This is a genomic window from Cupriavidus plantarum (assembly GCF_905397285.1).
GTDB lineage: Bacteria > Pseudomonadota > Gammaproteobacteria > Burkholderiales > Burkholderiaceae > Cupriavidus > Cupriavidus plantarum.
On record NZ_CAJPUX010000004.1, the window covers coordinates 337,543 to 359,136 of the forward strand.

The window sequence follows — 21,594 nt, forward strand, 5'->3', positions numbered from 1 at the left end:
CTAGGCGGAAACGCCCCCCGGCCGACTCTAGCGGCCCACCCGCGTCATCCGGCACACGGCCGCCAGCGCCAGCAGGTTGGGATCCCGCTCCCGGCGGCGCAGGAAGCTGAGCCCGATGGTCTGCTTCATGCCGAATTCGGCCGTCAGCGGAATCAGCGCCACGTTCCCCGCGGCCATGTCGCGCACGCGCCCCGGCAACAGCGTATAGCCGATGCCACCGCCAACGAGGTTCATCAGCGAGAAGATGTCGCCGACCTTCATCACGATATTCGGCTCGAAGTCCGCGATGCGGAACGCTTCCTCGAAACCGCTCGAGGTCACGAAGCCCTCCCCCAGCGACACGAACGGCTCGTCCCGGCACAGACGCAGGTCCACGGCTTCCATCTGCGCGTAGCGGGAGTCCGCGGGCGCGGCGAAGAAGATATCGTCTTCGAACAGGGGAATCGACTCGATCTCGGGATCGGGTTCGGGCAGCCCGGTCAGCGCGGCATCGATCGCGCCCTGCTTGAGCTTGTACAGCAGGTCCGCGTTGGAGCCGAGCACCAGTTCCGCCTGCAGATCGGGCCGGCGCGTCTTGATGCCGATGACAACCTGAGGCACCGTGCGGATGGTCAGCGAATAGAGCGAACCGATCTTGAGCTGATCGGCCGAATAGCCCGCGGCCTCCCGCGTGATGCGAATGCCGTCGGCCATGGTCTTGAGCACGTCGCGCGCCACGTCGGCCAGCACATGGGCGGCTTCGGTCGGCAGCAGGTTGCGCCCCTCGTGCCGGAACAGCGCGCAGCGCATGCCTTCTTCGAGCGAATGCAGTGCACGGTGCACGCTGACGGTGCTCACGTCCAGCGCCTCCGCGGCCTTGGCGAGGTTGCCGGTCTCCATGAACGCGAGCAGGGCCTCTAGCTTGCGGAACGTGATTTCTTCGCTGATGCGGCTGGGCATGGGCAACGGTGGACGGCAAACGGGTGGAATGTCGCCCAATGATAGCGGACCGTAACCGTACCAAACGCGGAATACAAAAACCGGCCTCGCGCGCGGGACGCGAGGCCGGTTTCCGGGCTGCGATATCGACGGTCAGTAACCGTTGGCGGCGCCGTTGCGTCGATTGTCGGCCGCCCCGCTGTAGACCGGGAAGCCGTTGCCGTCATACGAGACCGAGATCCCGCTGAGGCCGCTCGTCAGCCCCGTCACCTGTGCGTTGGCCGCCGTGTTGCCGTACGTCGAGATCAGGTTGGCGACCTGGCTGGCGATCGGCTTGCCTGCTTCCAGCTGCGCGAGCCCGTTCTGGCCCGTGAAGTTGTCCGCGTTGATGGCGGCCTGCAGATCCATGCCGTAGATCTCGTGGCCGAGGAACGTCTTGACGATGTAGTCAGGGATCGGACCGCCGCCAGCGGAGCCCCACACCAGACGGATACGACCCTGGGCATCGAATGCGATCGACGGCGAGATCGAGCTGCGGGGACGCTTGTTCGCCGCGTAGCCGTTCACGTCCAGCCCGGGCGTGCTCGCCGAAAAGTTGGACATCGCGTTATTGATCATGATGCCGGCCGCCTCGATGTGAGCCCCCCAATGCGTGTTGATGGTCGTGGTCATCGACAAGGCGTTGCCGTAACCGTCCACGATCGCCACGTTGCTGGTGGTGTTCCAGTCCTCGGCATGCAGCGGCGCCTCGTTCTTCGCCAGCATCGTGTTGCGCACGGCCTTCGGCTTGACGACCTTGCCACCGGTCGACGCCACCGATGCCACCGATGCCATCGTGTCGTAACCGGTCGGATCGGTCGCGGCGAACGCGGCAATCCCGTCGGCCGTGCCGCCCGTCGGCACCGTGGCGAGCGCGGTGGTGCCGATCAGCGCGGCACGCGTGTCGAGGTAGGCCGAAGACAGCAGCGTATTCACGCGCGCATGGACGTTCGAGAACGCCGGGTCGCCCACGATATTGCGGCGGTCGGCATTGGCCAGGCGGCTGCCTTCCGTCACCAGATGCAGGTAGTCCGTGCCGTTGAACGCGGTGGCCGCCACGTTCTTGCGCTCGAGCAAGCCCAGGTTGTACAGCTGCACCACGCCACCGAACGACGGCGACGGCTGCGTGTAGATCGTGAAGCCGAAGCGCGTGCCGACGAGCGGCTTCCGTTCCACCGCGCGATACGCGCCGAAGTCCGCCGCCGTCATCAGGCTCGGGATCCTGGCGACTGTACCCGCCACCGAGGGCGAGGCCGCGGTGCCCGCGGCGGGCAGCAGCGAGTAGCACGGCAGCTGGCCAGTGGTCAGCTTGGTGATGATCGCGGGCGCGATGGTCCCGGCCGGGTCGTAGAACGCGGCGGCGCCACCGTCACGCACCGTGGTCATCGACGCAGCGAGTTCCGGATTCTTGATGAGCGTGCCGACCGGCAGCGGCTTCTGTCGGGTCGCATCGGCGGGATCGCAGTAGCGCGCGTTGATGTCGGGGTACTTGCAGCGCGGCGCGCCCTTGGCCGTACCGGCCGAGTTCACCCATGCGGACACGCCCGTGCCGGCCGTAACCGGATTGCCGTCGTCGTCGTACTCGCCGGAGTCCGAGTACAGCGTCTCGTACATGTAGGGCGTCATCGGGAAGCCATCGGTCGCGAGCTGGATCGCGTCGTCCCACAGCTTGTTCCACGCCGTCTTGCCGTAAAGGTTGTGCACCATGTCGAGCACCGCAAGCGTCCCTGGCACGCCGACCGCGCGGGCGGAGATGTTGGTGTTGCCCTGCTGCGAGGAAATGCTCGCGTTGGCCACGAGACCGGTCTTGCACAGGTTGTACGGCGCGGTCGTCGAGACGTCCTGCGCCGTGGCCTTGTAGATATCCGCTACGCCGCCGGTGTTCGCGGGCGACGACGAGAAGCCGTCGAACGTGCGCACCTGCTTGCTCGCGCCGTCGTAATAGGTGATCACGGTACCGCCGCCGATGCCCGAGGCAAACGGCTCCGCCACGCCAAGCACGGCCTGCACCGCGATGGCCGCATCGATCGCGGTGCCGCCGTTGGCGAGCACCTTGCAACCGGACGCGGAGGCGTTCACGTCGGCCGACGTCACCATCATGTTGGTCCCCGTGATGCCGACCGTCTGACCGTACGGCGCGCCAGCCTGCTGCGTGCACAACGAGGGATCGAACTTGACGCTGCGGACCGGGGTGGCGGGATCGGAGGGGGTGGCTGGAGGGGTCGTTCCACCGGTACTGCCGGTCGGCGGCGGATCGGAATCGCCGCCACAGCCCGCGACGGCCATTGCCAATGCGATGCCCAGCGCCGTCCCTTTCGCCGTCCCTTTCGCCGTCCCTGTCGCTTTCCCTAAGGCGCGACCTGTCTTCATGGTTTTCACTGCATGCTCCCGTTATGTGTGAAGGTTTCTCTTTTTATTTTTCTAACGGGAGAGTAAGCAACGAACGTGCCGTTTGAAAATGTCCGTTGTTTACAGCGTATTTCTAGATAGTTGCGGGCGTAATCAAAATCTGAACGATCACATCGTGATGCTACGGGTCCAGCCGTTCGAAGCGGTGTCGTTGACGACCTGCTTCGCGATGGCATCGGCAAGGCGCTTGCCGTCAGCCGAGATGGTGTCGTGCCTGGCTTCCGACGCACCGTGCACGCCCGCGCCGGCGGCCGCGGACATCGCGACATGGCCGGCCACCGCGCCGACACCGGCGGTTTCCGCGACACCGGGCATATGACCGCTGTCCGCGTTGGACGAGAACTGCTCGAGCGACACCGCGGCACCGTTGGCCGGTTGATACAGGACCTGCACCGACGCCCCCACATCGCTCTTGCCGGCGCCGAGACCGATCAGCAGGCGGCGGCGCGACTTGCCTTCGTCGATCTTGCTGAAGTCGCCGGTAACGATGAGCGCGTTGACGCCGGCGGGAACGGGCCCGTCGAGACGCTCGGCATTGAGACCCTTCGCGCGCAGGTCCCGCACGATCTCGTTCGCGACCGCTTCACGCGCCTGCATCGCCGCCTGCATCGCCGCCTGCATCTCCGCCTGATACTGCGAGTCGGCCGACGATTCGCCCGAGGCCATGCTGGCGACCCTCTTGACCATGCCGCCGCTGTCAAGGCGAACCATGTCGGTGTTGGCGGCAAACGGCGTGACGTAGATGATGTCCGCATGCACGGGCGCGGCGAACGGCGTGCGATCGATATCGGCGGTCTGCGCGCTGGCGCAGCCGGTCATGAGCATCGTGGCGGCGGCGGCAGCGGTCAACACGACGGTCTTGGCTTGCTGAAAGAGGCGGGCGGTGGTTTGCATGATGATCTCCTGATGTGGGTTTCGCTGTCGGGACGCTGCGGTGGCCGCGACGTCGTTGGCTTGGGACCCAGTATGGAAAACATGCGCCCGACTATCCAGGCATCAGTTATGTCGAGAAATGTCACGCCAACATCAGGGCGCGGGCAGCGCCACCACGGCCTCCATGCCGCCGCCTTCGCGCGCGCGAAAGCGGAGCGTGCCACCGTGCAGACGCGCGATGCGATCGACGATCGCCAGGCCCAGTCCTGTGCCTTTCGTCTGCGTGCGCGCGTTATCGCCACGGCTGAACGGCTCCTTGAGCCGCTCCAGCGCCTCCGGCGAGATGCCGCTGCCGCGATCGCCGACGGCCACGTAGGCGATGCCGTCCTCGCGCCACGAGCGTACCGCGAAGCCGGTCTTGCCGTAGACGATGGCGTTCTGCATCAGGTTCATCAGCAGCCGCATCATGCTGATTGGCCGGAACGGGACCGGCGGCAGATCACCGAGCGTGAGATCGAAGTCATGGCCGAGCCCCGCGAAGTCCGACGCGAGCTGCCCGATGAGTGCATTGAGGTCGCCCGGTTCCGGCGCCTCCCGTTCCCCGCTACCCGCGTAGTCCATGAATTGCTGAAGGATCGTGTCGATCTGGTCGAGATAGCCCTCGGCCGACGACACGAAGCCATCGCCGGCGCCGCGCGGCAGCGACATGGCCATGGCCAGCCGCAGCTTGGTGAGCGGCGTGCGGATGTCGTGCGAAATGCCCGCGAGCATCAGCGCGCGCGTCGCCTCGGCCTGTTGCAGCGATTGCAGCATCTGGTTGAAGGCATGGCTCACCTGCGCGATCTCGGTGGGCCCGTCCGTCGGTTGAGGCGGCGGCGTGCGGCCGGCACTCAGCTCGCGCGCGGCGCTGGCCAGCGTCTGGAGCGGGCGGTTCAGGTAACGCTGCAGCAGCAGGCCCGTGAGCGCCGCCAGCAAGGCGAGTCCGAGCGAGAGGAACAGCGTGGTGGTGATGCCGCTGGCCTGTGCGTCCGCCGTCATCGGCAGGGAGACCCAGCGCGGCTCTCCGGCCACATGCAGGCGAATCCAGAGCCGTTCGATCTCGCCGCTCTGCCATCGCACGGGCATATCGGGCGGTAGCTGCGCGCGCAGCGCGCGCACGAAGGTCTCGCGCTGCCAGGTGCCGAAGAAGTGTGCCAGCCCCTGCCCATGCGGCGCGGTTTCGCCCGGCACCTGGGTCTGCGCGTTGAGCCGTGCCGCCACATCGAGCCCGGCATCGCGGGGCATCGACACCAGCACGGTGTCGAGCGTCCTCACGTAATCGGCGAAGATCGTGGCGGCGCGCTCGATGCGTGGGCGCTGCACGAAGTGCAGAAGCACCGTCAACGAGCAGGCCTGCGTGAACGCCACCAGCGCGACCAGCAGCGCGATATTGCGCGCGAGCAGCGAACGCGGCAGCAGCCGCATCATGCCTCCACGCCGGCCACCAGCATGTAGCCGACGCCCCACACCGTCTTGACGAAGCGGGGCTTGGACGGGTCTTCCTCGATGATCTGCCGCAGCCGCAGAATCTGTACGTCGATGCTGCGATCGAGCGCGTTATGGTCACGGCCGCGCGCCCGCGCGAGCAGGTTGTCGCGGCTGACCGGGCGGTTCGGCGAGGAGCCGAGCGCATGCAGCAGCAGCATCTGCGCCGAATGCATCTCAACGGGCTCGCCGCCACGCCGCAGCGTCTGCTTGCCGACGTCGAACTCGAATTCGCCGAAGCGCAGCGTCTGCGAGGTCACGGTGGGATCGCCGGCGGCCATCTTCTGGCGGCGCAGCAGCGCGCGGATGCGCGCCACCAGTTCGTCGGGAAGGAACGGCTTGGCGAGGTAATCGTCGGCGCCGGTCTCGAGGCCGAGCACGCGGTCGACGGGATCGCCCTTGGCCGTGAGCATGAGTATGGGGAGCGTCTGGCCTTCCGCGCGGAGCCTGCGACACACCGATAGTCCGTCCTCTGGCTCCATCATCAGGTCCAGCACGAGGAGGTCGTAAGGCTCGCGTTGCAGGTAACGGTCCAGCTGCTTGCCGTCGGCGACGGTCCGTACGGTGAATCCGTGGCCCGTCAGGAAGCGCTGCAACATGTTGCGCAGCTCGGCCTCGTCGTCGAGCACCATGATCCTGTTCGCCTGATCCATGCGCGTCTCCCCTGCGTCGTGTCCGCGATGACTATCGACTCATCATCTGCTTCGCCATGAACGCCTCGATCTGCGGCAGCGTGATATAGCCCGCGCGCTGCGTGTCGATCTCGTCGAAGTGCCGCGCGACCATCGGCATGCCGGTAGCGGCCTGCTCCCGCGTGAGCTTGCCGTCGCGGGTCGTGTTCGCGTTGGCGAAGCGCGACTGCAACTGCTGCTCGGCGCGCGCCATGCGGGCCGCGTGGGGCGCATCGGGTGTGGTCCCCGGCGCCGGGCTGGCCTGTGCATAGGCACCTGCCGAAACGATACACAAGAAAAGTGCTGCAATCATCCGATTCATGATGAACTCCGTGGGTTGGCCGACACGATGAGATCGCCAGCGCCGGCCGGTTGAAACCAACTTAGGTCAGGACACTGCGTGGGGCTTCACGCCCAGTGCGCGGGCACCCAGACGCGGCCGATCCAGTGACCGGGGACATAGACCGCCACGCGCGGCGGCGCGGGTGGGGCCACGTAAGGGGCCACGTAGGGCGCCACGTAGACAACCTTCGGCGCGGGCGCCACATACACCGGCGGCTTCGGCGGCGCGGGCGCGTAGACCGTGACCGGAGGCAGCACGTATGGCGTTACCGCGGGCGGCGGCGGTACCACCACCGCTGGGGCCGGGGCGACGGCTACCGTCGCCCCGGCCGTCGTCACGCCGCCGGTCGCCACCACGGCCGTCGTGCTGCTGCCGGCCGTCACGACGCCGCCATGCACGACCGTCGTGCCCCCGCCGGTGGTCACCACGCCGCCCGACACCTGCGTGGCACTGCCGCCGTGGTACACCGTGCCGCCATTGCTTCCGCTCATGGTGCCGCCGCGATAGCAGGTGTTGCCGGCGCAACTGGTCGCGGCCGAGTGGTCATAGGTGTTGCCATTGCCGGTGGTGACGGAGCCGGTCGAGCTGTACTGGCCCGGGCCTTCGCGCGTCACGCTACCCGAGGTGGTGGCCGAGCGGCCGTCGGACCCGGTGAGGTCGCCGGTGTGCGCGCACGTGCCGCCGGCGCAGCTGGTCGAGCCATCGTGCTGCACCTGACGGCCGTCAGGACCGGTGGCGGTCCCGCTGTTCGAGAACTGGCCGGGCGCGGTGCGCGTGACCGAACCTGTGTTGGTGCCGATGCCGCCGTACGGGCCGATGGCGCCGCCGGCGTGATTGCAGGTGCCGCCGCCGCACGAGACGGCATGCGCGCCGTTGTAGGTGCCACGCGGAGTGTAGGCGGTGCCGTGACCGGTCCAGCTGGCGAACGCCGGCGTGCTGGCGATGATGAGCGTCGCGGCGGCGGAGATGAGCGTGAGCGATTTCATGTGAACTCCTTTCGGTTCGGATCTGCACCGCCGCAGGGGTGCGGTGCCGGTGACGGGACGAACTATAGAAGTCGGTCCGCGCGATCCAAACCCGAAAGACATGTCACGGTGTTACACGCCAACGCCATGACATCGGGCGACATCAATTGCCCGATGCGCCCGGCTACCGCCTAACCGAAGAGGCCGATGGGCGGCTGATAGAAGCCTCGCCCGATGAGTCCCGCATCTCCGGCATCATCGAGGATCGCAAGATTGACGATCGGCACGCACGCTGTCTCGCGCACGCGACCCGCATCGACGATGCCCGAGATCGCATCGGTCACGCATGCGCGGCGCGACGAGAGGTCCGCCGGCAGCCAGCGCTCCCAATCCGCGCGCAACGCGGGCGAGAGCATCAGCGCCTGCCCGCCCAGTCCGCCGAAGTCGATGACCGCGCTGTCGCCGATCGCGCCGAGTGCCACGGTCGAGTCGTGCGCAGGCAGCCGAATGCCGACGGGGGGCGAGGCCGGCACGGTTCGCCATGCGGTGTCGCCATGCAGGCGCATGCCGAAGTCCACGCCATTGCCGCCCGCCGCCGCGATGCCTCGCGGCTGACGGCCCAGATGCCAGCAAGCGGTCGCCATCAGGATCGGCAGCACGAAGCCCGCATTCGCCCCGACCGCCGCCAGCGCCTCCGCCGGCAATCCCGCCAGCGCGGTGACCAGCGCGGCATTGGCCGCCACGGTGCGGCCATGACAATCGTCGCCGTGGGCCAGCGCTTCGGCGATCAGCGGCATCATCGCGACCGCGTGGACGCGCAGCCAGCCGTCGAGGATATCGAGGCCATATGCGGAGACAGTTTCCAGACGGGCGCGCGCACCGGCATCGCGGGTGCCGAAGCGCAGCGCGGGCGGAGGCCCCTCGATCAGCGGCGCGTACGCCACCGACGCGCCGTCGCCGACGACCGCGAGGGGCATCGAGCCGGATACGACCTGTGCGAGCGGCGTCGCCACGCCATGGTCCTGAGCGGGCATCAGCGTGACCTTAGCCGCGTCCAGCAGTGCGATCGCCGCCGCGGCATCGGCGGCGAGACCCTCGAACAGCATCGCCTGGACGGCCGCATGGCGAACCGGTGCGGGCACGGCATCGACGCTGGCAAACGGCGGCCCCGCATGCAGCAGCACGCTGGGCGGCAGATCGGGCAGCACCGCGTCGCGGCGTCTGACCCCCTGCCACAGCGCGCCGGCGTAGGGACGCGCGAGCGCCGCGGCATCGGGCGCACGTTCGGCATTGGCGAGAGTAGGCGTGGTGGTCATGCGTGCGGCTCCTCGTGGCGTCAGGCAGCCTGCGCGAGCGGCAGAATCGGAGACTGCGCGTCGAAGCGCTCGCCCGCGCGCAGGCAGAAGCTCGGCGACAGCCAGCGGTCGGTCACGACCTCGGTGCCTTCGTTGTCGCGCATCACCCAGCGGCCACGCGCGTCGTCGATAACGCTCACGTCCGCCACGCCACCCACCTTGAGCACGCCGAGTTCGCCTTCCATGCCGATCATTTGCGCGGCGTTGCGCGTGACCATCGCCACCACGTGTTCGAGCGGCAGGCCCAGCGCGATCATGCTTGTCATCGCCGAGACCAGACCGAAGCGCGCGTTGCCTTTGAACAAATGGTCTTCCTCGTCCGGATGGAAGTCGGGCGTTCCCGGTGGGGCCGGCACCGACGTGTTGTACCCGTGCATGTCCGCGCCGAGCGTGTCGGGAATGACGCCCGCATCGAGCACGATGCGGGCGGTCTTGAAGCTGAAGTGCGAGCCGTGGCCGACGTCGATCTTGAGGCCGCGCGCAATCGCTTCCGGCACCAGCGGATGGATCTTGCCGTCGATCTCGACGAAACCGCCCGGGTGGCGGCTGAACGGATGAGCCAGGATGTCGCCGGGCTTGAGCATCTCCACGACCTGGTTGAAGATCGAATCCGGATTCACCGCGCGGCCGCCGTCTTCGGGCTTCGGCCACAGCTGGCCGAAGTGGATATACACCGGCAGGTCCGCCTCGCGGCCGATACGCGTGGCGATGCGCATCACGTCGACACCCCATCGCGCAAAGCCGCCGATCTCCGCGTGCGCCTTGAGACCGCGCACGATGTCGCCATTGCTGCGCGCGGATTTGACGGTCGCATCGACGTCGAGGCATTCGGGCCGGTAGAGCTCCGGATAGTAGTGGCCTTCGAGTCCGCCCACCAGATACGCGGACAGAAACGCCAGCACGCGCGTATGCGAGGGCTTTGCAACGTATTGCCGGAAGCCGGGCAGCGTGATGCAGCTCGGACCGCCCTGATCGACGAGCGTGGTCACGCCGGAATGCACGCCGCACATGTCGGCGTTGAGGCCGAAGCGGCCCGTGACGCCTTCATACACGTGTGCATGTGTGTCGATGAGGCCGGGCAGCACGAGCTTGCCGCGGCAGTCGATCACCTCCGCGTCGCCAGCCTGCGCGGCAAGGTCCGCGCCGATCGCCGCGACGGTCGTGCCGTCGATCAGCACATCGAATACGCCATCGCGCTGGCTGGAGGGGTCGATTACCCGTCCGCCTTTCAGGAGCTTCTTTGTCATGTGAGGTCAGTGTGAAGTTTCGATTGACGTGCGGTACGAGACCGCACGCTAGCCGCCCAGATACGCGCGACGAATATTCGGGTCCGCCAGCATCTTGTCGGCCGGCCCTTCGTTGACCACGCGCCCGTTCTCGAGCAGATACGCGCGGTCGCACATCTCCAGCGCCGCGTAGGCGTTCTGCTCGACCATCAGCACGGTCGTGCCTTCGCGGCGCACTTCGAGGATCAGTTCGAAGATCATCTCGACGAAGTTGGGGGCGAGGCCCAGAGACGGCTCATCGAACATCACGAGCCGCGGCCGCGCCATCAGCGCACGCGCAATGGCCAGCATCTGCTGCTCGCCGCCGGACAGCGTTCCGGCGGCCTGCTTCAGCCGTTCACGCAGGCGCGGGAAACGATCGAGCATGCGTTCGCGATCCTGCCGCACGCGGTTGCGGTCGATGCGGCGATACGCGCCCATCTCGAGGTTCTCCGCCACCGTCAGTTGCGGAAACACGCGCCGCCCTTCCGGGCAGTGCGCGACACCGCGCTCGATGACAGCGGCCGCCGATGCGCCCGAGATCTGGTGGCCATCGAACGTGATGCGGCCATGCACGAGCGGCTCGAGGCCGCTGATCGCGCGCAGCGTGGTCGACTTGCCCGCCCCGTTGGCACCGATCAGCGTGACGAGCTCCCCTTCGCGTACTTCGATGGAGACGCGCTCGACGCCGACGGCCGGGCCGTACCGTACCGAAATCTGTTCAACCTTGAGCACGTTTGAGCCCCGATCCGAGATAGGCCCGGATGACTTCCGGGTCCTGCTGAATGTCCGCCGGCTTGCCGGTCGCAATACGCTTGCCGTGATTGAGCACGACGATATGGTCGGAGATCGACATCACCATGTGCATGTCGTGCTCCACCAGCAGCACCGTGATGCCGCTGTCGCGGATGCGCCGGACCATCGTCTTGAACGCATCGGTCTCCGAGGGATTGAGGCCTGCCGCCGGCTCGTCGAGCAACAGGATGCGCGGCCGCGCGGCCAGCGCGATCGCCACGCCGAGCAGGCGCTGTTCGCCGTAGGCGAGGCTCGATGCCAGTTCTTCGGCACGATGCTCCAGCCCGACGAAACCGAGCAATTCCTCCGCGCGGGAATGCAGCGCGCGCTCCTCTTCCCGGACACGGCGGCCGCGCGTCAGTGCCTGCCACAGTCCCGAGCGGCCCTGCAGATGCAGCGCGGTCAGCACATTGTCGAAGACCGTGCAGCCCGGAAATACGTTCGTGCGCTGGAAACTGCGGACGAGGCCGAGTTCGGCAATCTTCTCGGGCGGCAGTCCGACCACATTGCGGCCGAACACGCGGATCTCTCCCGCCGTGGGGCGCATATACCCCGAGATCGCGTTGAACGTGGTGGTCTTGCCCGCGCCATTCGGCCCGATCAGGCTGACGATCTGGCCCTCTTCCACATCGAAGCTCACGGTGTCCATCGCCTTGAGGCCGGCGATGTCCATCGTCACGCCGCCCAGGGTCAATACGGCTGCGCTCATGCTTCGTCTCCCTTCGCCGGCACCGCCATGGCGATCGGCGAGGTCACCGCCGTCGGCCGCGCGCGGCGGCGCAGCTTCGCGAAGGCCGGCACGATGCCGCGCGGCAGCACGATCAGGATCACGATCATCAGCGTGCCGTACAGCATCCATTGCATCTCGGGCGCCATCACGCCGCGCAGCGCTTCCGGCATCAGGCCGAAGATCAGCCCGCCGACGACAGGGCCGGCCAGCGTGCCCTTGCCGCCAGCGATCACCATGATCACCATCGTGATCGTGAACATGAACATGAAGACGTCCGGATCGATGATCTGCACCGTATGCGCGTAGAGTCCGCCCGCCGCGCCGGCGATGCCAGCCGATACCAGCGTGGCGATGCGCAGATAGCGCGAGGCCTCGATGCCGATGGACCGCGCAAGCGTTTCGTTCTCGCGCAGCGCGACCATCGCGCGGCCCACGCGGCTGCGCACGATCGCCGCCACGGTGAACCATGCGATCGTGCCCGCCGCCAGCACGAGCCAGTAGCGCGCGGCCTTCGACGTGAGATCGATCACGCCCTGGCCGGGCACCCACATCGTGAGCGCCGGAATGTTGTTGAGCGCCATCGGGCCTTCCGTCAAGTCGACCCAGTTAAGCGCGACCATGCGCATGACCTGCGCGAAACTGATCGTCACGATGACGAAGTAGGCGCCGCGCACGCGGAACGCCAGCTTGCCGACGAGCCAGCCAGACAGGCTTGCCATCGCGATGCCCGCGAGGAATGCCAGCCAGACGGGCTTGGGGGCCACGACGAACGGCGCATCGAAGCCGACGAACGTCACGTCGAAGCCCAGCGACAGCAGCGCGCTGGTATAGGCGCCGATGCCGAAGAATGCCACGTGGCCGAGGCTCAATTGCCCCGTGTAGCCAAGCAGCAGGTTGAGGCTGATAGCCGCGACGATGAAGATGCCGCACGAGGCCATCACCGACAACACGTAGGGGTCCGGCCACAGCACCGGCAGCAGCGCGAGGGCCGCCACACAGGCGAGGGGCGTGAATCTTGCGATGGTCATCCCACACGCTCCTTGGTGGAAAAGAGGCCCTGCGGCCGCACGATCATGACGATGAGGATGACGAGAAAGCCGATGGCATCGCGATAGGCGGTTGACACGTAGCCCGCGCCGAACTCCTCGACGAGGCCCAGCGTGAAGCCGCCCAGCGCGGCGCCCGGCAGGTTGCCGAGGCCGCCGAGGATGACGATCGCGAAGGCCTTCAGGCTGGCAAGGTCGCCCATCGTCGGGTTGACGACGAACACGGGTGCCAGCAGCGCGCCGGCCACCGCCGCGAGCGACGAGCCGAGCGCGAAGGTCAGCGTGTACATGTACGGCACCTTGACGCCGACGATTTCAGCCGCGTCGCGATCCTGGAACGTCGCGCGCATCGCCAGGCCCAGCCGTGTGCGCTCGATCAGCAGGTAGAACAGGCCGAGCAGCACGACGGCCGTGCATAGCACGAACAGGCGGATCGGCGAGACCGAGACCAGACCGAATACCAGCGGCTCCTGCGAGAACGGCGAGGGCACCGCCTTGGCAACCCCGCCCCAGAGCAGCAGTTCACCGTTCTGCATCACGATCATCACGCCGATCATGATGAGCATGATCTCGTCCATCGCGGCGAGGTTGCGCCGCCGCAGCAGCACGTACTCGATCAGCGCGCCGACGGCAAAGCCGCCCACGGCCGCGAGGATCAGCGAGCCGAAGAAGTTGAGGCCGAGCACCGATACCACCGCGTAGGCGATATAGGCGCCGAGCGCATAGAGCTCGCCGTGCGCGAAGTTGACGACCCGCATGATGCCGAAGATCAGCGTGAGGCCGATCCCCAGCAACGCATAGGTCGCCCCGAGCACGAGTCCGTTCAGCGCATGCTGCAGGAACGATTCCACTGTGTTTCCCCTGTCCGTGGGCGGCTGCGGTGCGGTGTTACTTCACCGAGACCGCGCCGTCCTTGAGCTCGACCACATAGATGTTCGGCTCGGCCTGGCCGCTTTCCTTGCCCGCCGGGCCTTCCTTGATGAACGCGATGTCGCCGTTCACGCCCTTGAGCTTGACCTTCCACAGCGCGTCGCGGATCGCGGCGGGCTCTGCCTTGCCGGCCACGCGAATCGCTTCGGCAATGGTCAGGATCGCGTCATAGCCACGGAAGCCTTCGGTCTGGCCCGCGAAGTCCAGCTTGCGCGCGTTCCAGCCCGCGACAAAGTCCTTCGCCACCTCCGGATACTGGGCACGCTCGACGGCCCAGGGCGCGAAGAACAGCAGGTGCTGGCTCGCGTAGCCCTTCGGTCCCGGCGTCTTCAGCAGCGGCTCGGGGAACGAGCCGCCCGTCGTGATGATCCGTTGCGGCAGGCGCTGCTCCGCCGCCTGGCGGATGGCCAGCGTCAGCTGTTCGATGCCGGACGTGACGATCAGCGTGTCCGCGCCGGTGCTCTTGAGCGAGGCCAGCTGCGCCGACAGATCGGTGGCGTCGGGCGCCATCGTTTCCGTGCGGCCCACGGCGATCCCCTTGCTCTCGAACGCCTTGCGGAACTCGGCGGCGGCGCCGAGGCCCCAGTCGTTGTTGACCGACAGGAAGTCCACCTTCTTGATGGCGGGGTTGAACGACGACAGGTGCTTCGCGAACGCGGCGGCTTCCATCGCCGACGTCGGGCTCGTGCGGAAGATCCACGGGTTACCGGCGGTGGTGATCTTCGTCGACGACGCAGTTTCCACGACCATCGGCACGCCGTACTCGACGAGCTTCGGCATGACGGCGAGCGTGAACGTCGAGCTCCATGCGCCCATCAGCACGGGCACCTTGTCCTTGAGGATCAGCTTCTCGGCCGAGTTCACCGCCTCGCGCGGGTTCGACTTGTTGTCCTCGATGACGAGTTCGATCTTGCGGCCAAGCACACCGCCGCGGCTGTTGATGACGTCGGCCGCGATGCGCGCGCCGTTGGTCACGTAGGTGCCCGACGCGGCCACCGCGCCGGTCAGCGGCTCCGTGACGCCGATCTTTATGGTTTCCTGAGCGCTGGCGTATGGCGCGCCGTACGCGAGGGCGCAGGCGGCCACCATGGCGGCATGACGAAGGGGGGCGCTACGCTTGCTGCGGATCCACATGGGGATCTCCTTGTTCGAGATGAGACAGGACGATGGGGACTGCGAAAGACTTGCGGCTCAGGCGTTCTTGCGTCCGCGCCACCATTGGCGCAGCCAGGCCTTGAAGACGCTCCACAGGTCGATGGAGGCGGCAGGGGCCGGCGCCGATGTGGCTGGCCGCGTTGCGGACTGGGCCGCGATGGGCGTCGGGTCGGCCGTTACGGCGTCGGCGGTGGGCCCGTCGGTGGGCTCGACAGTGGGCTCATCCGCCGGCAACGCCGCCTGCAGGTTCGCCGCGAACTCACGCGTCAGTTGCTCGGCAAGCGCGCGGACGATGCCCTCGCGGCTGAACTGCGCAAGCGCGCCGGTAACCGCATAGTCCACGGCCACCACGACTTCCGTGCCCGCGCCGGCAGGCTGCAGCGCAAACCGTGCCACACCCTTGACGCGGCTCTGCGTCTTGCCATCGACGGCCGCCCCGCTGAACGACCCCTTGCGCGCGGCGGCATCCTGTTCCAGTTCCCCCTGTCCCTTGAAGCGCGCGGCGATCGGGCCGAGCTTGACCTGAAACAGCAGCGGCACCTTGTTGCCATCGACCGTGGCATCGTCCGGAATCGACGCGCCGGGAAGGCAGTTGACCAGCAGACGCACGTCCTGAAACGCCTGCCATACCGCGTCGGGCGCGGTGGCCAGCGTGAAACGTTGTTCGATTTCCATGCAGCGCTCCTCAGGCAGCCAGTTCGGATTGGGCACGACGCTCGCGCAGAACGCGCTGGATCGCGCGCACGATGCCGATGTACCCCGTACAGCGGCACAGATTGCCCGCCAGCTCTTCCTGGATACGCGCCTCGTCCGCGTCCGGCAGACGCAGCACGATGTCGCGCGCGGTCATCAGCATGCCGGGCGTGCAATACCCGCATTGCAGTGCGTGTTCCGCCGTGAACGCCGCGCGCAGCTGCGCCATCACGGCGTCGTCATCGAAGGCTTCGAGCGTACGAACGCGCTTGCCGACGAAACGCACCGCCGATTGCAGGCACGACCGCTGCGGCATGCCATCCACCTCGACCGTGCAGGCGCCGCAAACACCGTGCTCGCAGCCGATATGCGTGGCGGTCAGGCCGCAGTGGTCGCGCAGCGCATCGGCAAGATGCGTGCGGTCCTCGAGCTCGAGCGCGTAGTGGCGGCCGTTCACGTCGAGGTCGATTCGCGTGGTGTGGGCCTCGGGGAAAATCAGTTCTGGGGCGCTCATCGCGGAGTCTCCATATCCATGACAGCCAGCCGCAGCATTTCGGCGAGCTGGGTGGTGCGCGCGGGATCGACGTCGATGCCGGCTTCCGCGAGCCACGCCGTGCGTTGGGAAGCGTCGGCCAGCGAGGCAATCAGCCCCTCGCCTTCGAACACGCGTGGAGCGCCGTCGAGCGCGCCGATCACGAGGCGTTCCACGCCGCGCGCGGGGTCCCGCAGCGCGCAGACCAGCGCATGCGCAAACTCACCGGTCTTGCGGCAGAACTTGCGGTAGGACCATTGCGCCTGCGCGGACAAGCGGGGTACGGTAATCGCCGTCAGCAGTTCGCCTTCGGCCAGCTGGGTCTCGAACGCGGCCAGCATGAATTCGGCGGCAGGCAGCGTACGCACGCCATCGGGACCTTCGAGGCGCAGCGTCGCGCCGACCAGCGGCATCGTGCTGACCCAGTCGGCGGCTGGATCGGCGTGGCACAGGCTGCCGCCGATCGTGCCGCGGTTGCGCACGGCGCGATAGGCGATGCCGCGTGCCACGGCAGGCATGAGGCCCCGCGTCGGATCGGGCAGCTTGCCATCTTCGAATGCCGCGTGCGTGCACATGGCGCCGAAGGTGATGGCGTCAGCGTCCTCACGCACCGCGCGCAAGGCGTCGATGCCGTCGAGATCGGCCAGCACCTCCGGTTGCGCCAGGCGCAGGTTCAGCATGGCGCCCAGCGACTGCCCGCCTGCGATGGCCTTGCCACCCCAACCCGCCTCGCGCAGCGCGCGCGTGGTGGCGTCGATCGAGACGCCACGTTCGATGCGATAGGCGACCGCCTTCATTGCGCGCCCTCCCCAACGTTCCCGCGGTTTGCTTCAGCCAGCGCGGCGAGCACACGCTCCGGGCTCGCCGGACATTGCGTCAGTTCCGCGCCAAGCGCGTGCAGCGCGTCGTTCACGGCGTTGATGATCGCGGCCGGTGGCGCGATCGCACCGCCTTCGCCCAGGCCTTTCTGCCCGTACTTGCTGTGGGGGCTCGGCGTTTCCATATGCAGAAGCTTGAGCGGCGGCATTTCGCCGGCGCCGGGCAACAGGTAGTCGGCCATGGTCGAGGCCAGCGGCTGGCCTTCCGTATCGAAAGGCATCTCTTCGTAGAGCGCCGTGCCGATGCCCTGCGCGAGGCCACCGATGATCTGGCCGTCGACGATCAGCGGGTTCAGCAGCACGCCGCCGTCTTCGCAGATCGCGTAGTCGAGCAGCGTCACCTTGCCGGTGGCCGTATCGACTTCCACCGCGCAGGCATGCGTGGCGTAGCTGAACGTGCCCGTATCGGGCTGTGTCTTGTAGCCCGTGACCACTTCAAGCCCGCCCGGATCGACACCGGCCGGCACCTTCTGCGGCGCGCGGTACCACGTGTAGGCGATCTCGGCGAGCGTCATGCCGCCGGACTGTCCCGGTTCCTTCACCACGCCATCGATCAGTTGCAGCGACGCCGCCGGCTTGCCGAGTACGCCCGCGGCGATGCCGATGAGGCGCTGCGCGAGCACATCGCATGCCGCGCCAACCGCGCCGCCCGCCATCACGGCGCAGCGTGATCCCCACGTGCCGGTCGAATACGGCGACACGGCCGTATCGCCATGTACGACGCGCACCTTGTCGATCCCGATGCCGAGCACCGTGTGCGCGACCTGCGCCATCGACGTCTCCATACCCTGCCCGTGCGAATGCACGCCAAGGCGGAGTTCGAGGACGCCATCGGGCGTGATGCGCGCCGCGCACTGCTCGTGACCCGGCACCATCGGGATGCCCCAGCCGTGATAGACCGACGTGCCGTGCGCGCCCTGCTCGCAGTAGACGGACAGCCCGAGGCCGATGCGCTTCGTCCGGCCCGCCGCATTAGATTCGCGTTGCCGCGCGCGCCAGCGCTGCCAGTCGAGCGCGGCGACCGCGCGCGTCATGCTCTCCGCATAGTCGCCCGAGTCGAACAGCTTGCCGGTGATATTGACGAAGGGCATCGCGCTCGCCGGCACGAGGCTGCGCGCGCGCAGTTCATACGGCTCGATGCCAAGGTCCCGCGCGGCGGCGTCCATCATCAGTTCGATGGCGAAGCAAACGCCGGTACGCGCGACGCCGCGATATGGCAGGATGCCAGGCTTGTTCGTCGCCATCGCGCGCGAGCGGCACGTGTAGCGATCCATCGTGTACGGGCCCGGCAGGATCGACGCCACCTGCGAGGCTTCGAGGCATGCGCTGAACGGGTAGAGCGAGTACGCGCCGGAGTCCACCATCGCGTCGCATTCGATGCTTACGAGCCGGCCATCGGACTCGACCTCGATCGCGATGTCATAGGCGTGCTCGCGGCAGTTGGCGTTGGCGCTGAGTTGCTCGCGGCGATCTTCGATCCAGCGCACGGGACGGTCGAGATGGCGCGCGAGCCAGGCGCAGCAGACTTCCTCGGGCAGCAGCAGGCCCTTGTAGCCGAAGCCGCCGCCCACGTCCGGCGAAATCACGCGCACCTGGCCTTCGTCCAGGCCGAGGCATTCCGCGAGGCCCGTGCGGTTGATGTGCGGCACCTGCGCGGCGGTGTACATCACCAGCTGGTCGAGGCGATGGTCCCACCAGCACAGCACCGCGCGGCCTTCCATTGGCATCATGCACTGCCGTGCCGTGCGGAGGTGGCGATGGTAGCGGCGGGTGTCCGGCTTCGACGCCGCATCCCCGCCCTTCTCGATGCGCGTCTCCACAAACACGTTGTCGCTCCATGCGTCATGCACGCGCGAATCGGAGGTGCCCGCGGTCTCCATATCGGCGAGCACAGGCAGTTCGTCGTAGTCGACCTCTACCTGCGCGGCGATATCTTCGGCGCGCGCCCGAGTCGGGGCGATGCAGGCGGCCACGAGCTCGCCCACATGACGCACCTTGTCGCTCGCCAGCGGATGCTGTACCGAACGCTTGAACCCCGGCAGACCCGCCGCGGCGAGGATCGGCGCGACGCCCTGCAAATCCGCCATTGTGTACACCAACGTTTCCATACCGGCGGGCTTGTGAATGGCGCCGAGCCGGGCATGGGCCACGGGGCTCCGGACGAAAGCGACATCGAGCATGTCCGGCATGCGGATGTCGCCAACGAACTGGCCTCGGCCGAGCAGCAGCCGCTGGTCTTCCTTGCGCGGCACGCGTTCGCCGATGCCCTGTGGCCGGGCAGTGGGCGCGAGATGTTCCCTCGGGGTTGGAGCGTTCATGCGGTTGGGGGCGTCGTGTTGTGGTTGCCGGCTTTACCGGCTGTGCGCTGCATAAAGCAACGCGTGTGCCACCTGACAAGCTCACACCTCCCACACCCCTCCCAAGCCGTTGATTCGATTGGGAAAGCGTGCCGAAAAAATTATGTGCCATACCCCATAACTGGAGACGCCGGGCCGCCGCGCGCACCAGTCTGAACCGAGTTTTCACCCATAAATGGGGCATACCCCATTGTTGTTGGTGCGGCAAAACGCTTTACGGGTGATCGTTTCATGGAGCCAGGCATCCGGCGATGCGTCGAAATACGTGGCATACTCCCCAAATCGCCCATGGGCCATCCAGTTCCACTTTTCATGATTCGCGAAGACAGCCTTCCCCTGCTCGAGGCCGAGCTTGCGGCCGTCCAGCAGCGCTCGGTGCTCTACTCGCGCCCGGGATTCCTGATCCGGCGGCTGCATCAGATCCACGGTGGTCTGTTTCTGGAGGAGACCAGCGAGTTCAACATCACGCCGGTCCAGTACAGCCTGATGTCCGCGCTGCTGGAACAAGGCGAACTCGATCAAAATTCGCTGGCGATGGCAATCGGCCTCGAACGCACGACGGTGGCCGAGGTGTTGCCGCGGCTCGAAGCGCGCGGGTTGATCGAGCGCCGGCAGTCGCCGCTCGACGGCCGCGTCAAACTCGTGCGTCTCGCACGCAAGGGCCGCACGCTGGTTCAGCGCATGCAGGAGGCCGTGGAGCGCGCGCACGCGCGCACGATCGAGCATCTGACGCCCGCCGAGCGCGACCTGTTCATGCTGATGATGATCCGGATCGTCGAGGCGAGCGATGTCCCGGGCGTCGCGCCCTTGCGCGGCAGCTGAGGCACCGCGGGCACCGGGGGCACCGGGGCCTTACGTCTCCTTCGCCTCGCGCAGCGGAAACATCAGCATTGCCGCCGCAATCCCCAGCACGCCCCCAAGCAATGTTTCCCACGCGCGCGCAACGAGGACCGCAAGCGAATGCTCGCCGGTGACGGCCAGCGTCACCACCAGCGTGAAGGCGAACGCGCCGCAGGCCACGTCATAGCGCTCGGGCAGCGCCATCGCATACACAATCATCGCGAACGACGCGGCGCACCAGATCAGCAGTGGCAGATGCGCGGCCAGCGGCAGGCAGATCAGGCCGAACGGCACGCCGACGAGCGTACCGACGATCCGCCGCCGCCCGCGCTCCAGCGTCGCCGCCGCGGTGCCCGTCACCACATACACGCACGCGGTCACGCCCCATGCAGACTCGATCAATCCGAACACGCTGTTCAGCGCGACGACGATCAACGAGGCCGTGGCGGCCTGCACGCCCATGACGAACTCCGGCGAGCCAAATCGCGGCCGCACGATCGGCGCGAGCGGTGGCGCCGGCACAGGCTGTTCCGCGGGCCCGGTCAGCATGCGTGGCACCACGGCGGAGAGCATCGCGATCAGCATCGCCGCGACAATCGCCATCGCATCGCGCGGCCCAAGGCCTGAGTATAGCCAAGCAGCTGACCGATATAAAGTTGCGAGCCGACGCCCGTGCCCAGCACGCCGTAGCGCCGCAGGAACCCCACAAAGAACGCGCCGCTGATCAACACCCACTCGCCCCCGGCGCGCAGATGCGCGGCGAGCCAGGGCGAGACGAGCGCGTAGACCATCGCGCCCGCCGCGGCGGCCATGCATAGCACGACGAGATCGCGCGCCGACGCGAACCGCGTGGTCCGAGCTTCCGACACGCTGGCCCACAGCGCGAAGCCTGCGGCCAGCGTGACAAGCGGTGCCGCATCGGGCAGACCGGTCGTGACATCGTGTAACGCCCCGAGCGCCGCCGCGATGCCATAGGCCGTGACAAGCCGCAGCCCCTTGATCCGGCGATGGGTGCCCGGGTCGATGCGGTCCAGCCACCGGGCGAGCCGCCGCGCGAGACGCTGGGCGTGAGAAGCGAAGGCGCGGCGCAAAGGGTCCTCCGGCGAAGGATAGGCTCCCGCTATTTAACGCCGCCGCGTGCGCGCATGCAATGCGCGCCGAAAGGGGCATTGGAAGGGGTATTGGAAGGGGTATTGGAAGGGGTATTGGAAGGGGTATTGGAAGGGGTATTGGAAGGGGTATTGGAAGGGGTATTGGCGCCGCCCGCGCGCCGCGA

At 67.4% G+C, this 21,594-nt stretch carries 21 protein-coding genes; 1 reads left to right on the forward strand and 20 read right to left on the reverse strand.

Annotation, left to right across the window (positions count from 1 at the left end):
* Positions 1–27: 27 nt before the first annotated feature.
* The 18 genes from KHP16_RS19165 to KHP16_RS19250 all read right to left on the reverse strand — a co-directional run bounded on the left by KHP16_RS19165 (position 28) and on the right by KHP16_RS19250 (position 19,439).
* The gene (locus KHP16_RS19165; RefSeq protein WP_109585404.1) at positions 28–939 is read right to left on the reverse strand and encodes a LysR family transcriptional regulator; all 912 of its coding nucleotides are present in this window, start codon (positions 937–939) and stop codon (positions 28–30) included.
* A gap of 132 nt (positions 940–1,071) precedes the next feature.
* Positions 1,072–3,327 (reverse strand): gamma-glutamyltransferase family protein, encoded by a 2,256-nt coding sequence (locus KHP16_RS19170; RefSeq protein WP_211960913.1) that lies wholly within the window; start codon positions 3,325–3,327, stop codon positions 1,072–1,074.
* A 147-nt stretch (positions 3,328–3,474) separates the two neighbouring features.
* Positions 3,475–4,260: a DUF4410 domain-containing protein gene (locus KHP16_RS19175; protein WP_121493039.1), complete on the reverse strand. Its 786-nt coding sequence runs from the start codon at positions 4,258–4,260 to the stop codon at positions 3,475–3,477.
* A gap of 132 nt (positions 4,261–4,392) precedes the next feature.
* On the reverse strand, positions 4,393–5,703 hold the full coding sequence (locus tag KHP16_RS19180) for an ATP-binding protein (protein WP_121493040.1): 1,311 nt from the start codon (positions 5,701–5,703) through the stop codon (positions 4,393–4,395).
* Positions 5,703–6,416, reverse strand: coding sequence for a response regulator (locus KHP16_RS19185; RefSeq protein WP_121493041.1), 714 nt, complete (start codon positions 6,414–6,416; stop codon positions 5,703–5,705). Before KHP16_RS19185 ends, KHP16_RS19180 begins: the two co-directional genes overlap by 1 nt.
* Before the next feature lie 31 nt (positions 6,417–6,447).
* Positions 6,448–6,756 (reverse strand): EF-hand domain-containing protein, encoded by a 309-nt coding sequence (locus KHP16_RS19190; protein WP_121493042.1) that lies wholly within the window; start codon positions 6,754–6,756, stop codon positions 6,448–6,450.
* A gap of 86 nt (positions 6,757–6,842) precedes the next feature.
* Positions 6,843–7,763: a hypothetical protein gene (locus KHP16_RS19195; RefSeq protein ID WP_121493043.1), complete on the reverse strand. Its 921-nt coding sequence runs from the start codon at positions 7,761–7,763 to the stop codon at positions 6,843–6,845.
* Between the two features lie 170 nt (positions 7,764–7,933).
* Positions 7,934–9,058: an oxamate carbamoyltransferase subunit AllG family protein gene (locus KHP16_RS19200; protein WP_121493044.1), complete on the reverse strand. Its 1,125-nt coding sequence runs from the start codon at positions 9,056–9,058 to the stop codon at positions 7,934–7,936.
* A 20-nt stretch (positions 9,059–9,078) separates the two neighbouring features.
* Complete coding sequence (locus KHP16_RS19205) at positions 9,079–10,344, reverse strand: amidohydrolase/deacetylase family metallohydrolase (protein ID WP_121493045.1); 1,266 nt, start codon at positions 10,342–10,344, stop codon at positions 9,079–9,081.
* Between the two features lie 48 nt (positions 10,345–10,392).
* On the reverse strand, positions 10,393–11,097 hold the full coding sequence (locus KHP16_RS19210; protein WP_109585395.1) for an ABC transporter ATP-binding protein: 705 nt from the start codon (positions 11,095–11,097) through the stop codon (positions 10,393–10,395).
* Positions 11,084–11,866 (reverse strand): ABC transporter ATP-binding protein, encoded by a 783-nt coding sequence (locus KHP16_RS19215; protein ID WP_121493046.1) that lies wholly within the window; start codon positions 11,864–11,866, stop codon positions 11,084–11,086. Before KHP16_RS19215 ends, KHP16_RS19210 begins: the two co-directional genes overlap by 14 nt.
* Entirely contained in the window at positions 11,863–12,915 is a 1,053-nt protein-coding gene (locus tag KHP16_RS19220; protein WP_115955764.1) for a branched-chain amino acid ABC transporter permease, read from the reverse strand. Before KHP16_RS19220 ends, KHP16_RS19215 begins: the two co-directional genes overlap by 4 nt.
* Positions 12,912–13,784: a branched-chain amino acid ABC transporter permease gene (locus tag KHP16_RS19225; protein WP_109585392.1), complete on the reverse strand. Its 873-nt coding sequence runs from the start codon at positions 13,782–13,784 to the stop codon at positions 12,912–12,914. Before KHP16_RS19225 ends, KHP16_RS19220 begins: the two co-directional genes overlap by 4 nt.
* Before the next feature lie 37 nt (positions 13,785–13,821).
* Positions 13,822–14,997 (reverse strand): ABC transporter substrate-binding protein, encoded by a 1,176-nt coding sequence (locus tag KHP16_RS19230; RefSeq protein WP_244214890.1) that lies wholly within the window; start codon positions 14,995–14,997, stop codon positions 13,822–13,824.
* 57 nt (positions 14,998–15,054) lie between these two features.
* The gene (locus tag KHP16_RS19235) at positions 15,055–15,693 is read right to left on the reverse strand and encodes an SRPBCC family protein (RefSeq protein WP_121493047.1); all 639 of its coding nucleotides are present in this window, start codon (positions 15,691–15,693) and stop codon (positions 15,055–15,057) included.
* A gap of 10 nt (positions 15,694–15,703) precedes the next feature.
* On the reverse strand, positions 15,704–16,225 hold the full coding sequence (locus KHP16_RS19240) for a (2Fe-2S)-binding protein (RefSeq protein WP_121493048.1): 522 nt from the start codon (positions 16,223–16,225) through the stop codon (positions 15,704–15,706).
* A complete protein-coding gene (locus KHP16_RS19245) occupies positions 16,222–17,040 on the reverse strand; it encodes an FAD binding domain-containing protein (protein ID WP_109585389.1) in 819 nt (272 codons plus the stop codon). The genes KHP16_RS19240 and KHP16_RS19245 overlap by 4 nt, the downstream gene beginning before the upstream one ends.
* The gene (locus KHP16_RS19250) at positions 17,037–19,439 is read right to left on the reverse strand and encodes a xanthine dehydrogenase family protein molybdopterin-binding subunit (RefSeq protein ID WP_109585388.1); all 2,403 of its coding nucleotides are present in this window, start codon (positions 19,437–19,439) and stop codon (positions 17,037–17,039) included. Before KHP16_RS19250 ends, KHP16_RS19245 begins: the two co-directional genes overlap by 4 nt.
* Positions 19,440–19,790: 351 nt before the next feature.
* On the opposite strand from KHP16_RS19250, the gene KHP16_RS19255 reads away from it, so the two are divergent.
* Positions 19,791–20,300, forward strand: a complete 510-nt coding sequence (locus KHP16_RS19255; RefSeq protein ID WP_109585387.1) for a MarR family winged helix-turn-helix transcriptional regulator — start codon at positions 19,791–19,793, stop codon at positions 20,298–20,300.
* Positions 20,301–20,330: 30 nt separating this feature from the next.
* Here KHP16_RS19255 and KHP16_RS28635 read toward each other — a convergent pair whose 3' ends face one another.
* Both KHP16_RS28635 and KHP16_RS28640 read right to left on the reverse strand, forming a co-directional pair.
* The gene (locus KHP16_RS28635; RefSeq protein WP_310794135.1) at positions 20,331–20,921 is read right to left on the reverse strand and encodes an FUSC family protein; all 591 of its coding nucleotides are present in this window, start codon (positions 20,919–20,921) and stop codon (positions 20,331–20,333) included.
* The gene (locus KHP16_RS28640) at positions 20,897–21,409 is read right to left on the reverse strand and encodes a hypothetical protein (RefSeq protein ID WP_342344363.1); all 513 of its coding nucleotides are present in this window, start codon (positions 21,407–21,409) and stop codon (positions 20,897–20,899) included. The genes KHP16_RS28635 and KHP16_RS28640 overlap by 25 nt, the downstream gene beginning before the upstream one ends.
* Between the last annotated feature and the right edge of the window lie 185 nt (positions 21,410–21,594).